This window comes from Cytobacillus sp. C11.1 (assembly GCF_058145115.1).
This window is the reverse complement of sequence record NZ_CM176935.1, coordinates 3,113,419-3,127,756: the sequence shown is the minus strand read 5'-3', so window position 1 is coordinate 3,127,756 and position 14,338 is coordinate 3,113,419. Positions and strand designations below refer to the sequence as shown.

The window sequence follows — 14,338 nt, the reverse complement described above, 5'->3', positions numbered from 1 at the left end:
ATGAAATTGAGGTTTTAAGATGATTATTAATCAGATTCAGTTAACCAATATTGGAGCTTATAGAGGAACTAATTCCTTTGATTTCAGTCCGGAAAACGAAAAGAATGTTGTGCTCATTGGCGGTGAAAATGGCGCTGGTAAAACTACTTTGCTTAACGCTATTAAACTGGGTTTATTCGGTTCATATGGATATGGATTTAAAACAGAAAGCGCAGAGTATTATAAAAGAGTTCAAAGTATTTTAAATCATAATGCAAAAAAGATTGGAGAAAATAACTTTAGAATTAAATTAGATTTTTCTCTTATTGATGATTTTGAAAAAGTTAATTATGTACTTTACCGTTATTGGAAATTCACAAACAAAAGTTTAAAAGAAACTTTTGAACTTGTTGCTAATGGCAAACATTTTACAGATTACGAAAAGGAACTTTTCCAGTCAAAACTAAAAGAAATTATGCCACCACAGTTATTGGATTTATGTCTATTTGATGGTGAAGAAATTGCAAGAATTGTTAATGAAGACCTCCTGTCTGACTACCTAAAAAACCTCTCGCGGGTTGTGTTCAATCTTGACTTATTTGAAACCTTAGAGGAAGATCTTGAATACTATTCTAACCAATCTTTAGACGGCAAAAAAATGGAATCATTGGAACAGGAACTTTTTGAGTTAAATAGTCGTGAAAAAGACCTTAGAGGGAAAATTGCTACTTCCCTAACTAATTTAGATGACTTAAAATCACAAAAATCAGTACTATTAGATGAATATAACCGAGATAAACATGATTTTGAAAAATTTGGCGGATTAGTTAAAAGTGAACGAGAAAAGATCATAAAAGATATGAACCAAATCGACATAATACGTAAACAGAATTTGGAATCTATAAGAGGTTTTGTCTCAAACCTTCTCCCCTTCTATTTAACCAAAGGACTTCTAAATGAAAGTAGAGAACAAATTCAGAATGAGGAAGCTTTACAACTTTATAAGCAACTAGGTGAGAAGCTAACAGATGACAAAATCCAGAATATATTACATTCCGTCAGCAAATCTATAAATAGTTCAGAGAGCAAGAAAGTCAAAGAACAATTACTGGATTTAATGAAGCCTGAAAAGTCCATCTCAACTATTCATGGAGCATCTTTTTCAGAAAGCAGTTTAATTGAAAATATACACTTAAAGATCATGAGTGATGCAGACAAAGAATGTATTATGATTATTGAAGAAAATAAAACGAAACTATATGAATTACAAGAGCTAAGGGAAAAGTTAAGAACAAATGATGATACTAATGAGTTTGCTGATATGCTCCAAAGAATGGAAAAAGCTCAACAAAACTTGTTAAATTTAGAAGATGAATTATCAAAGACCGAAGCTCAAATTTATGATTGGAAAAATGATCTGGAAGGAATCCTTTCAGGCATTGATAAAATCCAGAATACATTGCGTGATGATGATAAGACAAAGAGTTCTTTCCTTGAGTCACAGAAAATTATTGCTTTAAGCCGTCGATTCCGTGAGATTCAATTGAAGAAAAAATTGCAGCAAGTTCAAATCGAAGCATCCGTTATGCTAAAAAAAATATTTAGAAAGCACAATTATGTCTCTTCTATTATCATAGATTCTGAAACCTATGATGTTAAATTAGTCGATTCACAAAAGGACTATATTGAGAAGACCACCTTATCAGCAGGTGAAAAAGAAATTCTGCTTATATCAATCATATGGGCAATATTTAAATGTTCTGGCCGAAAAGTTCCTTTTATCTTTGATACATTACTTGGTCGATTAGATAAAACACATAAAGCTGCCGTTCTGAAAGAATTCATTCCAAATTGTGGGAAACAAGCTATTATTCTTTCAACTGACACAGAAATTGATCAAGAACATTATGATATTTTGAGGCAGCATATTGCTAAGGAATATATGCTGGACTTTAATGTTGAAAAGAAAGAAACTCGTATATTGAATCAGTATTTTCCTTTTAAACAAATGGAGTTGAGCATATGAATTTCCGATTGAAGACATCAAAACAAACTGGTGAACGGTTAGTGGCCCTTCAAGGTGCTACTGGTCTAACTTGGAACATTTTATCTCGTATTGCAGTTTCATTATCCTTAAATATCCCTGCTATGCCTGAACTTGTTGAGAATAAATCAGGAGTAGATATACATCGAAATGCAATGACCGGAGAAAATGATTATATTTATAAGGCATTAATTAGACAACACGCTAAGCGAAATATTTCGGACGAAGAATTTTTCCCTGACCTTTTCAATGCCCATTTGGAAAGAGGAATTGAACTACTCAATAATGAGTACAAACATGCAGGAAACTATGAGAAACTTCTCTTAAACCTTTTGAAAATGGAAAATTAGGTGATATAAATGTTGTATTTAGACAATAGCGCAACTACACAATTACATCCTGAAGTGAAAGATGCCATGCTCCCCTACTTAATGGAGGAGTATGGCAATCCATCCAGTAAATATTATGCTCCTGCAGAAAATGCAAAAAGAGCAGTTAAAGAAGCAAGAAATGCACTTGCTTCCTTATTAGGATGTAAGGAAAATGAAGTTGTATTCACAAGTGGATCTACTGAAAGCAATAATATGATTATTAAAGGTGTCGCTGACCATTATTCAGAAAAAGGAAACCATATTATAACAACTAAGGTTGAACATCCATCTGTATTAGAAACATGCCAGTATCTTGAAACTAAAGGATATGATGTTACCTACCTGGATGTTGATCGATTTGGAAGAATTGACCCTGCGGACTTACAGAAACAAATAACCGAAAAGACCATTTTAGTATCAGTTATTTGGGGCAATAATGAGTTAGGCTCATTGAATGATATGGCTGCAATTTCTAATATTTGTCTTGAGAATAATGTTTTCCTTCACACAGATGCTACCCAAGTTGTGAGTAAAATTGAAATGGACTTGTTCAATTACCCAGGTATTACATTTTTATCATGTTCAGCACATAAGTTTCATGGTCCTAAAGGAATCGGTGCTGCATTTATTAAAAATGATGAATATGAACTTCCAACCAAGATAACTCCCCTTCTTCATGGCGGTGGACAAGAAAATGGTATTAGAAGCGGGACGTTGGCTGTTCATAATATAATTGGCTTGGGGAAAGCTTCGGAGATTGCAAAAAAAAATCTGGCTAAAAACATAAATAATCTGGAAGAATTAGAGGGTCATCTTATCGGGTTATTAAAAGAAAAGTTCAATAACCAGATTCATATAAATAGTGACAACAAAGCAAAGATTCCTGGCATCGTTAGTGTTCAATTTAAAGGTGTTAATAATGAGCTATTAGTAAAAAACCTTGCTCCTATTATTGCTGCGTCTACTGGTTCTGCATGCAGCTCTAGTAAGCCATCCCATGTTCTTGCTGCTATAGGGTTAACAATTGACCAAGTTAGGTCAACAATCAGGTTTTCGATGTCAAGTTTTATTGAGAAAGAAGAACTTGAGATTTTCTTAAAATTATAGGAAGGGTCTCCCCCTTCCTGTATTATATTTCTGTTTCTGCAAAATTAGGAAAATACCTATAAAAACCGGCATACTTTTCAATATCTTTTGCTTTTACACCAGGTAATTTTAATGTTGTTGTATCTGAACATGGCAACTGAGTATCTAACGCTCTTATTTCTTTATAAGTAAGGCTGGGCACATCAATTAAAAAATGCTCCTCAGATTTCTTTATAAACTGAAGATTATCATAATCGCATTTTTCGAATTTGTCTTGATCAGACTTTTTACAAAATAATCCCCCAAACGTTAGCATTTTTGCACCATCTTTGTAACAAAAATTAAATAGCTGTTTAAATTCTATTTTTTCCAGATCTTCTTTTAAAGCGTTTCTCTCCAATAGAGTGTCCTTAATTTCAGCTAGAATTATATTTCTTGTTTCCTTCGCTACATTCCATCCATCTAAGTCTTCTTCTCTTAAATGTTCAGGCATTTTATCTTCTAGGTTCCTTTTCATGGAATTAATACGCTCGCCATGTTTATAATGAACATTACACGAAATAATTAACATAGAACCCGATATAAGATTTGCACTCAAGGTCTTTATATCTTGTATCATGTCTTTATTAAAACTATCATCATAATCTAACCAAACAATGGATTCCTCTTCCCAATCTAAATCAGGTAAAACTTCATTTGATGTACCAGGTATCCATTCAATACAATTAAAAGGTACATTAAATCTAAACCTTTCTTCATTATCAATATCATGTTCAACACTAATCATTTTTCTTATTCCAAGTGCCCTGTGTAATAATACAAAATCGCTAAAAAATGTTGATCCAAAACCAACATATTTGTATTTTTCAGTTAAAGTGAATTCGTTTAACCTTCTAAATGCATCACATAACATTTTTCTTTCTATAGACTTTGCAGGCCTTAGATTGTAATTAATATTTTCGTAACTCTTTTTTTTACTCAATTAATCTTCAACCTCCAGCTTATAAAAATATTCAAAGGTTTTTTCTCCAACCTCCTTTAGAGTATCAACCTTCAATAATTCCTTAACTTGCTCAATTTCAGAAACAGGTTTGGAATATTGTATTTTTTGATTATCAGTTGGTTTCTTAACTCGTTTTAGTCTTGGCCCTTGAAACCTTGAATTTAAACCTTCTATGTTTAAATTTGAGATATTTTCTATTTCTGCATTATTTACCTGATCATTTAACGAAACATCAGTAAGGTCTTCCTCATTATCGTCTTCGACATTTTCCTTTATTAAGTCATTTAAGAAGCTTATTACTGGACTACTCATCTTTATCATTTCTAATCTAATTCCCCTAAATATAAGTGAATCCTGATCAATACCACTTTTAGTTGTGTTCCAAGGTAGTAAGGTTGTATCAGTCGAGTTAAAAAAGACATACCCACGAAACCTTGCAAACCTATTATGAAACATGGGCAGCTCATCAGACCATCCCGTAAGCATTGTTTTATTTGCTTCAACAATTCGCCTATCGTTACAATAAATATACCAGCCTGCCTTTTTAGGTTTTCCCTTTTCACTAATTCCAGCATAAATATCTACTTTTACACCATTTGGAAGTTCTACATGTTTATATGCTGGCTTTATTGACTCAGAGATTAGGAATGTAGACGGCTCAAATTCCAATTCATCATCGTTTATGACAATTTTCAAACCTCTTTCTAACATCTTTTCATGAGAAGATTTTAACTCTTTCTTTAACATATCTATGAAGACCGGGTTATCAAATTGCTCCGAAACATCCTTATGAATGTTTGTTACTTTTATTGCAGTACCATATTCACTTTTAGAAGGTTCATCTAGTATTTCTTTAAATGCAAATTGCCAATCATTTCCAACATCTTTTTTCCATTCATTTACATCAATTTCAATAGTAAATTCAGATTCCTCACAAATACTAGTAACTGATATAAATTCACCTATTTTAAATAGAGCTCTTTTCATTCCAACCCCAAATCTACCAATAGATTTGCTTACTTCGTTTTTTGCCTTTTCGGGCCTTCCAAATCTAAATGCATAATTTGCTGCAACTTCAGCTGAAAATCCTCCACAATTATCAACTATTGAAAATCCATCTTTATTTAATGTTAAATGCACATACAAACCTGAGTAATCTTTCTGGTCTCCTTTAACCTTAATTGCACCGTCAATGCTATTGTCAACTAAATCTGCTATTGCATCAATTAGAGTAATATCTTTAACAAGCATAGAGATAAAAAAGCTCTTAGTTGGATTAGCATTTACAAAGCTGCTTTCCATTTTAATTCCCCTTTTTTTAAAATAATAAAAAAATATTATACCCAAAACATTATAGCATAATCTTGTTTTTATTGAATATAATACCAATTTTTTATAATTTAATAATAAGACCACTATTTCACATTCAAATCTGCCTTTCAATCGATTTAACCAAGGTTTTCTTCTTGAGGAAACACAGGGACGGTTCGCATGTTTCTCTTTCAGAGTATAAACATACGAACCGTCCTCTAATTTCCTAGTTTAGAGAAATCAATAATTAGTTAGCAAAATGCAATTTTTTTCTGTCCCTTCCTGTCAAAGCTCTCCTCAGCTCCCGTGCCCTCTCAAAAACCGCCTCCACCAGCTTGACCGTGTTATAACAAGCCTCCACATCCAGCTTCTCATCACTAGTATGCTCATTAAAATACCCTACAGATAAATTAACACTCTGAATCCCATGTGAAGCCCAAATCCTGGTGTCACTGCTTCCGCCATTCGTGCATTTCCATTTTGTCAAACCTGCGTCTTTTGCTGTAGACTCAATAAACTGGCCATATTTTTCATCGCAGAACGGAATGAAGCCACCACATGAGACTACGATATCACCAGTGCCGCGGCGATCAAGGACAACCGCAGCATCTACGTCCCAGAGGAAGTATTCATCAACATGCTGAGCTCCCACTAGTCCTATTTCTTCTTCAACGGTTAAGATAAATTTTACAGTACCGCTGAATCTGCTACTTTCCAAGTTTTTAGCCATTTGCAGCAATACAGCCACACCCGCACGGTCATCTGCACCAAGAATGCAAGAGCTGCTGGTCCAGATGTTTTTTTCTTTTAATATGATTCTGCCTGGATCAATCGGCACTACAGTATCTAAATGGGCATTTAATAGAATAGTCGGTCCATTGCCGCCTCGATAGCGTTTTTGAGCCAGGATGTTGCCTTTGCTGTCAAAGGTTAGATGATCTACTAGAGGAGCAAGAACCTTTTCTGCATGCTTGCGGATTTTGCCCTCGTTTCCGCTTTCTCCGCTGATGTTTAGGAGTTCCTCCAGCTGGTGAAAAAACAGCTGCTTTTCGATTTTTTCCGTTTCCAATTCCAGGGCGTCTGCATCTATTTTCAAAGCTTTTTCAGCTAATTCTAAAAGTTCCTCTCTGGAATGTGGCAGTGTCAAACGCTGGTTTCTTACTCTGACTTTTTTATCAGAAATGATGCTGAAAAGTTTTGCCGCTTTATCCATAGATACACCAGGGCGAAATTGGATGGAAGCATATTTTTTTCCATGGCCGTCGCAGCATCCCAAAGTAAATAATTCTAGACGATTTAATTGACGGACCAAGCCGCTGATATATAGATCCAATTCCCTGATTTTCGGCTCTTCCTTTTCAGCATGGAACCAAAGCCCTTCGCCATACCCTCTGTGAGGAAAATCAGCAGCTGCGAGCCACTCCTTTTCAGTAACAGGCTCAGAGTGAATAGTAAGAAAAAAATGCTGACGTGTGAAGTTTGCACCTGCTTTTTGAAGGCACTCCATTAAAACCTCTATATTTTCTTCGGTTTCATGAAAGAGATCAAACTCATTTTCCGAGTACTCCCTCACAGCATATCCTTGACGAATGAATAATGTATTCCAGCTTTTCATTTAACATCATCTCCCTTTCGTGAATGTAGCTTTATTATCACAAAAAAGCGATGACAGCCCTGTCATCAGCTTACATAGTCATTCGCAAAAGCGTCATCAACTCTGAACAGAACAATATATTGAACCGTTTCGTTGAAATAATAAGCTGTTTCTCCCCTGTATTGTTTAACATCGATAATGTCTGGCATATTTAATGTTTTCATACGAGCTCTAAGACGTTCTATTGATTTAATGAAGGTATTCTTCTTAATTTCTCCGTCAGTTCCGGTTTTTCCAAAAAAGTCTTTCATCTTCATTCTAGTGGGTGGATTTTCTTCATTGGAGGACAGCAGAAAATGCCTAAGGAAAAGGGGCCTGTCCCCTCACTAAATAACGTATTAACGTAGCCGGGGTCAGGCCCTTTCTACTCAGAATTAGCAAAAGATTTAATGAGATTTGAAGTTGTTCCAAAGAAAACTCATAAAATTACATTTCCAGAAAATCTAGATAGAAAGTTTTATACAGATTTTATCATGGGCTACATTGACGGAGACGGGACCCTCTGCCTTGCTAAAAATAATCAGTATACTATGGATATTGAGGGCACAGATGAGTTTTATTTAATAAAAGCAGATGATTTAGCAACCTATTTTGTGGGCAATTGAACCACCATTTGCCAACACAATTCTATAAAGTATAATATGAGGAAAGAAAAATAAAGCAAAAGGAAGAACTCTTGATTATTTTTAAAAAAAGTCACCAGGCCCTTTGAAAAGGTTAAGTTAAATTAAGTCGAACTTCTTAACAGGAGGGGAAAGATGAAAATTTATGTGGATGCAGATGCTTGTCCGGTGAAAGATATTATTATTTCTGAAGCAAGGAATTTTGAAATTCCGGTTATCCTTGTTACAAGCTTTTCTCATTTTTCTAATGCAAAACAGCCATCCGGAGTGAAAATCATTTATGTTGATTCTGGAGCAGAAGCTGCAGATTATCGGATTGTGAAGTTAGTGGAAAAAGGAGATATTATCGTGACGCAAGATTATGGTCTTGCGTCACTAGGTTTAGCAAAAGGAATTATCGTACTCCACCATAAAGGATTTAGATATACAAATGAAAATATTGACCAATTATTACAAACACGTTATTTAAGTGCAATGGCTAGAAAAAGCGGACAGCGAACAAAGGGACCAAAGCCTTTTACAGCAGAAGACCGGGAGCAATTTAGGGATCTTTTTAGAAAGGTTATTTCTATTAAAAATCAGGCTAAACTCAGAGATTCAGAAAGGAGATAAATATTTTGAAGTATTTAAAATCGCAAATGCAACAACTAATTAAGGAAAATAAAGAACTGCATACACGCTTTAAAGAACTGAAGGCTGAGCATGGTCTTGAAAAAAACAATGCCCTCAAGGCCTTGTACCATTCAGAAGTTACGGATGGAGGAAAGTATCAGGTAGCTTACCAAGCACTTGATCAGCCCAAAAAGTAGACTCTTATATCTTATTTATACTACTAAAAACTCTGTTATAAATGTTGGGTGGTTATTAGTGGATTAAGTAATGACAAACATATGAAGTGGGTTGCTGCGCTGTACAACCATACTATTCAATAGCAAATGAAACTCCAGAATCGTGCGCAATGGGAAAACCATAACGACTAATTCCACTGTAAAATACGAAAGAATATGAAGGGGAGGCCTGTCCCCTCTTTAATTAACGTATTAATGTAACCGGGGTCAGGCCCTTTCTTTACTTATTACCTGAACGTTTCTTCAGTATATTAGCGACAGCTTTTTCATAAGACTCCTGAAGCTCTTGTACGATTTCAGCCGTTGTCTGCACCTTCTTGACACTATGAACGCCTTGTCCGGCTGAGAGAATATCCTTCCAGGCTCTAGCTTCTGTTTCGTTCATTTTGGAAAAGTCAACTTCTTCTTTCTTTGTTAACTGATTCGGATCCAACCCGGCCGCTCGAATACTCGGAATAAGATAATTTGCATTTATCCCGCTAAAAGCATCCGTGTAAATAAGGTCTTCCATAGATGAATCAATCAGCATTTTCTGATAATGCTCATTAGCGAAACTTTCAGCAGCCGCAATAAATCTTGTCCCCATATAGACAAAGTCTGCACCAAGAGCTTCTGCGGCAAGGAGATCATGTCCATTGGAGATGCTTCCTGCTAGAATCGTTATTCCATCAAAAAATTCTTTAACGGCACTTAAAAAGGCGAACGGATTAAGCGTTCCTGCATGTCCTCCTGCACCATTGCAGACGAGTATGAGTCCATCGACTCCTTTCTGTGCTGCCTTTCTTGCATAAAAGAGATTAATAACGTCTGAAAATACCAGCCCATTGTATTCATGTACAATTTTGACGACAGGGCTTGGATCACCTAATGACGTAATAACAATTGGTGGTTGATATTTTTTAATTAACTCCAGATCCGCTTCGTACCTTTTATTGGAACGATGGGCGATAAAATTGACGGCCCATGGAGCAATCTTTTTACTCGGCTCAGCATCCTGTGCCTGCTGAAGCTCGTTTGTAATCTCAGCCATCCAGTTTTCTACTATATCAGCAGTTCGTGCATTCAATAATGGAAAAGATCCAATGACGCCATTTTTGCAGCCTTCAACGACCATTTTAGGACTTGATACTAAGAACATCGGGGCAATAATGACAGGTAAAGCGGTTTGTTCTACAATAGCACGACTTTGATTCACAACTTCACTCCTAGAATAGTAATCTATTGTTCGGTACGCATACGAGCATCAATCATCGAATAGGATGACCCAGAACTTAAAAAAACGGTGGTCGCGAAAGATAACCCCGAAATACGAAGCACGAGGGAATCAAGGAGGTTCTATAACCTTTGTAAAGCACTATCCATACCTCTTTAAACTCTCTAAATGTTTTAATTTTCAAACTTCTCTATCCGCTATTTATCCATAAAGTTAGCCGGCCGCTTTTGGATAAAGGCTTCAACCCCTTCTTTTACATCCTTTGTCTGAAAGACATAGCCAAAATATTCGGCTTCTGTTACCAGACCTTTTTCCAGCTCTTGCTCATACCCTTCATCGATCGCTTGCTTCGCATAAGATAGCGCAGGCAATGAAAATTGGTTAATCTTTTTCGCCAGCTCCATCGCTTTCTCCAAGGACCTCCCTCTTGGAGCAATATGGTTCACAAGGCCAATTTGACAGGCTTCCTCCGCCGTCAGAGGTTCACCGGTAAAGATAATTTCTTTTGCCCGTGCTTTCCCCACTAGCCGCGGAAGCCGCTGTGTTCCGCCCGCACCTGGAAACAATCCTAATTTTATTTCGGGAAGGCCGATTTTAACCTGTTCCTCAGCAATTCGAATGTCACAGCTTAAGGCCAGTTCGCACCCTCCCCCTAAAGCTAAACCATTGATCGCAGCAATGGTCGGCTGCGGGAGCCTCTCAAGTTTATTAAGCGGCTCCTGAAGCCAAAGGGATTTTTGCTTGGCTTCCTCTGCCCCTTTTCCAATCCAATCAGGAAAGCTTTTAATATCCCCTCCAGCCATAAAGGCCTTTTCGCCTGCCCCCGTAAGAATCACAACCTTAACCTCAGGGTCCTTTCTAATTTCTTCCGCAGCAATGGATAATTGTTCAACAACACCTTCACTAAGGACATTAACAGGCGGATTATTAATGATAAGCGTTGCAATGCCATCCTGATTTGACCATGAAACAGCTTGTACCGTCCGCAAAATCATTTCCTCCCTATCCATTATTCACACCTTTATATTCGTTTCGCAGAATGAATTTTTGTACTTTACCGGAAGGAGTCCGCGGTAATTCGTCCACAAAAATAACCTTCTTTGGTTTTTTGTAGCCTGCAAGATGTTTTTTGCAGTATTCAATTACTTCCTCTTCCGTAAGCTGCTTGCCCTCCTTTTTGACAATAACAGCGCATACCGCTTCAATAAATTTGGGGTCAGGAATGCCAATAATGGATACTTCCTTTATTGCCTCATGCCGGAAAAGTACATCCTCAATTTCAGCAGCATAGATATTCTCACCGCCGCTTCGGATCATATCTTTCTTTCGGCCCGCAATGGTCAGAAATCCTTCCTCATCGAATTTCCCTAAATCACCGGTTTTGCACCAGCCATCCACAAATGTTGCCTTTGTTTCCCTTGGCTTTCCCCAGTAACCGGAGGATACGGCTGGACTTTTGATCGCGATCTCGCCCACTGTCCCTACAGGGAGAGGCTTTCCGGAGTCATCAATGATTTTAATTTCGGTCAGCGGTGATGGCTTACCAACTGTATGGCTTTTTTCAAAAACGTCCTCGTGGTCAAGCGAAGCCGCGATCGGCGTTCCTTCTGTCAGGCCGTATACTTGTACAAGCCTCACATGCGGAAATTTCTTTTTGAGCTGCTGGAGTCCCCAAGGCATGATGGGGTCTCCACCCGTATAGATAACATTTAAGTTTTCAAGCTTATACTGATCGATTTCAGTTGAATTCAGCATTTCATAGATCATAAATGGAAATAGGAAGCAATCGGTGACCTTTTCGCTCTCAATAACAGATAGAATTCTCTCAATCTTAAATCCTTTGCTTTTGGTGATTAAAAGTGTGCCGCCCATCAGCATGATCGGCAATGCGATATCTTCCAATGCTGCCACATGATAGAGGGGCCCTGTTGTCATCCCCACTTCTTCACCAGTAAACTTCCATCTTAGCGCCTGCATGGACGAAAACCAGAAAGTCGTTTCATGTGTCCAAATCGCTCCTTTAGGTCTTCCTGTTGTACCGGATGTATACATCAGCATAACGGGATCTTTCATACTAACGCTGATTCCCTCAACCTCATCTGCAGAGCCGGTTTCTAATAGCTCCCATCCCTCCGACCAGCCGGGAATCTTTTCATCTTTATTAGGAAGGCAAATGTATCGTTCAACTGGAACTTGATTGCGTATCTCCTCCAGCTGATGTGCCAGATTTGAATGAAAGCACAATACTTTCGTTTTTGAATCGGTTAATGCGTATTCAAATTCATCACTTGAAAGCCTAAAATTAAGTCTAACTGCAATTGCCCCAATTTTGGCAATCGCAAAGTATAGACCAATATACTCAAGGCAATTGTATAGAAGGATTCCGACGCTATCTCCTTTTTGCACACCCATATCACGAAGCTTATTTGCATAGGAGTTCGAAATGAGTTGAAGTTCCTTATACGTCCATGATTTACCCGCCTCTTCCTGGATGGCTATTTTTGCAGCACTTTTTGGATTTACATCGTTTGCCATTCTTCTTGTGATATAACCAACATCCAATTGATATTCCTCCTTATTACATATTGAAATAAAATAGCAAAAAACCACTTCTTATTATTCCGATACTTTAATATATTGCTAGGCACACGCCAAAATAACGAACTTTTAAAAATGCTCACCAAACTTTCACTTCTTTCCAGTCAGATATGAAAGGATACTCTCTCTATTTTTCGATCAAAACGGTTCTAACTAGGTTCTTTAAAAAGAAGGCTGTTTACGCAAAGTTTGTTGCTTACAAACTAGTTTTAATTACTGAGTTGATTGGAGTGGAAGGCACTTGATCCTCGAAAATGCATTCGCATTTTCTTCGTGCGATGCTTTTTCGAGGAAGCTTATTCAATGTCCTGCGGGAGGAGAGGGAGCGGGAGACCCCGCAGGCGTGAAACGCCGAGGAGGCTCCCGTTCCTCCCCGCGGAAAGCAAGTGACTGGAGCGGAAATCAACGGCAAGCTTTATAATCCAAAAACAACAATCTATACGAAAAGAACCAAAAAGAAAAAAAGAGCCGATCGTTTTTCGACTCTAGTAAGCTCTATATGTAAGTTGTTCTTGCTGCTAGAAAGGCAAGGTTCGTGATCAACAGCATTTTCTCAATCATTCTCATGATAAAGCAGCACCTTACCTGCCTGCTTTTGCTCACAAAGTTCAAAAGCTTCTTCCCAGCTGCTGAGCGGGAATTTATGGGTAATAATCGGCTTTAAGCTGACTTTCCCGCTGCTTAATATTTCCATCACCCGGTCCCAGGTCGCAAGAGTATGGCCAAGAGAACCGTAAACGGAAATTTCTTTATAGTGAATCAAATCATAATCTACCATGATCTCTTTTCCCACAATCCCGGCCTGAATAAGTTTCCCCTTCTTCTTTAGTGAATTCAAACAATTCGCTACCGAAGGCGCAGAGCCTGCACATTCTATCGCCGCATCGGCTCCTTTTGAGCCAGTTTCTTCTGCAATTAGGCCTATAAGATCTTCCTTTAGAACGTCCACCGCCCTATAGGCACCGACTTGTTTGGCGATTTCCAGCCGTTTTTGATCAATCGTCGTTCCGGCCACAATGACTTTGCAGCCTTTTGCAGCTAAAACGGCTGTACAGACTAATCCAATTGGGCCAGGACCGGACACAAGCACCGTATCTCCCAGATTAATAGAGGTCAGTTCTTCAATCGAGTGAACGGCTACTGCTAATGGTTCTGTCAAAGCCGCTTCCTCAAGAGACAAATGCTCAGGAATCTTGTAGACCACCTCATCCGGTACCACTGCATATTTTGTAAAACTTCCATTCATTCTTAAGCCCATGCCTTTTCTGTCGGCACATAGCATATAGTATCCCTTTTTACAGTTTGAACACTTTTGACAGACCCCGGCACTAGAGGGCAGGACGGTCACTCGATCTCCAGCCTTGAATCCATTTGTGCTTTTTCCGACCTCAGAGATCACCCCGGAAAACTCGTGTCCCATAATGACAGGCGGGCTGCTCTTAAGGTGTCATGATAAATATGAAGATCTGTCCCGCAAATTCCTGTATAGGCTACTTTTATTTTCACACTAGTTTCATCACATGATGGCTCAGGCACTTCTGCTAAACTTACATTCCCTACCCCGGATTGCTGTTTCATTAAGGCTTTCATCAATTATAGCCTCCATAA

At 37.9% G+C, this 14,338-nt stretch carries 15 protein-coding genes; 6 read left to right on the top strand and 9 right to left on the bottom strand.

Translation table 11 applies throughout. The features are described 5' to 3' along the window. The first annotated feature begins 19 nt into the window (after window positions 1-19). From dndD to AC3ZVC_RS15565, 3 genes are read left to right on the top strand one after another with little or no spacing between them, the layout of a single operon-like run. Entirely contained in the window at window positions 20-2,005 is a 1,986-nt protein-coding gene (gene dndD, locus AC3ZVC_RS15575; RefSeq protein WP_490064123.1) for a DNA sulfur modification protein DndD, read from the top strand. Further along, window positions 2,002-2,373, top strand: coding sequence for a DndE family protein (locus tag AC3ZVC_RS15570; RefSeq protein WP_490064122.1), 372 nt, complete (start codon window positions 2,002-2,004; stop codon window positions 2,371-2,373). Before dndD ends, AC3ZVC_RS15570 begins: the two co-directional genes overlap by 4 nt. 9 nt (window positions 2,374-2,382) lie before the next feature. Next, entirely contained in the window at window positions 2,383-3,501 is a 1,119-nt protein-coding gene (locus AC3ZVC_RS15565) for a cysteine desulfurase family protein (protein WP_490064121.1), read from the top strand. Window positions 3,502-3,523: 22 nt separating this feature from the next. On the opposite strand, the gene AC3ZVC_RS15560 is transcribed toward AC3ZVC_RS15565, so the two are convergent. The 4 genes from AC3ZVC_RS15560 to AC3ZVC_RS15545 form a co-directional block, all read right to left on the bottom strand. After that, window positions 3,524-4,462 carry an O-methyltransferase gene (locus AC3ZVC_RS15560; RefSeq protein ID WP_490064120.1) on the bottom strand — a complete coding sequence of 313 codons (939 nt, stop codon included), beginning with the start codon at window positions 4,460-4,462 and terminating at the stop codon, window positions 3,524-3,526. After that, a complete protein-coding gene (locus tag AC3ZVC_RS15555) occupies window positions 4,463-5,926 on the bottom strand; it encodes an ATP-binding protein (protein ID WP_490064119.1) in 1,464 nt (487 codons plus the stop codon). It lies immediately after the preceding gene. A 115-nt stretch (window positions 5,927-6,041) separates the two neighbouring features. Further along, a complete protein-coding gene (locus AC3ZVC_RS15550; protein WP_490064118.1) occupies window positions 6,042-7,409 on the bottom strand; it encodes a M20/M25/M40 family metallo-hydrolase in 1,368 nt (455 codons plus the stop codon). Window positions 7,410-7,474: 65 nt separating this feature from the next. Continuing rightward, window positions 7,475-7,699 carry a hypothetical protein gene (locus AC3ZVC_RS15545; RefSeq protein WP_490064117.1) on the bottom strand — a complete coding sequence of 75 codons (225 nt, stop codon included), beginning with the start codon at window positions 7,697-7,699 and terminating at the stop codon, window positions 7,475-7,477. 138 nt (window positions 7,700-7,837) lie between these two features. On the opposite strand from AC3ZVC_RS15545, the gene AC3ZVC_RS15540 reads away from it, so the two are divergent. From AC3ZVC_RS15540 to AC3ZVC_RS15530, 3 genes are all read left to right on the top strand, one after another. Beyond that, window positions 7,838-8,053 (top strand): hypothetical protein, encoded by a 216-nt coding sequence (locus AC3ZVC_RS15540; RefSeq protein ID WP_490064116.1) that lies wholly within the window; start codon window positions 7,838-7,840, stop codon window positions 8,051-8,053. Between the two features lie 153 nt (window positions 8,054-8,206). Then, window positions 8,207-8,683, top strand: a complete 477-nt coding sequence (locus tag AC3ZVC_RS15535) for a YaiI/YqxD family protein (RefSeq protein WP_490064115.1) — start codon at window positions 8,207-8,209, stop codon at window positions 8,681-8,683. Window positions 8,684-8,688: 5 nt separating this feature from the next. Further along, a complete protein-coding gene (locus tag AC3ZVC_RS15530; protein WP_009333869.1) occupies window positions 8,689-8,880 on the top strand; it encodes a hypothetical protein in 192 nt (63 codons plus the stop codon). 259 nt (window positions 8,881-9,139) lie between these two features. On the opposite strand, the gene AC3ZVC_RS15525 is transcribed toward AC3ZVC_RS15530, so the two are convergent. The 5 genes from AC3ZVC_RS15525 to AC3ZVC_RS15505 all read right to left on the bottom strand — a co-directional run bounded on the left by AC3ZVC_RS15525 (window position 9,140) and on the right by AC3ZVC_RS15505 (window position 14,323). Further along, window positions 9,140-10,057 (bottom strand): NAD(P)H-dependent flavin oxidoreductase, encoded by a 918-nt coding sequence (locus AC3ZVC_RS15525; protein WP_490068941.1) that lies wholly within the window; start codon window positions 10,055-10,057, stop codon window positions 9,140-9,142. Window positions 10,058-10,329: 272 nt separating this feature from the next. Further along, window positions 10,330-11,127 carry an enoyl-CoA hydratase gene (locus AC3ZVC_RS15520; RefSeq protein ID WP_490064114.1) on the bottom strand — a complete coding sequence of 266 codons (798 nt, stop codon included), beginning with the start codon at window positions 11,125-11,127 and terminating at the stop codon, window positions 10,330-10,332. A gap of 7 nt (window positions 11,128-11,134) precedes the next feature. After that, entirely contained in the window at window positions 11,135-12,694 is a 1,560-nt protein-coding gene (locus AC3ZVC_RS15515; RefSeq protein ID WP_490064113.1) for an AMP-binding protein, read from the bottom strand. Between the two features lie 589 nt (window positions 12,695-13,283). Further along, on the bottom strand, window positions 13,284-14,150 hold the full coding sequence (locus AC3ZVC_RS15510) for a zinc-dependent alcohol dehydrogenase (protein WP_490064112.1): 867 nt from the start codon (window positions 14,148-14,150) through the stop codon (window positions 13,284-13,286). Then, a complete protein-coding gene (locus tag AC3ZVC_RS15505; RefSeq protein WP_490064111.1) occupies window positions 14,126-14,323 on the bottom strand; it encodes a hypothetical protein in 198 nt (65 codons plus the stop codon). Before AC3ZVC_RS15505 ends, AC3ZVC_RS15510 begins: the two co-directional genes overlap by 25 nt. Between the last annotated feature and the right edge of the window lie 15 nt (window positions 14,324-14,338).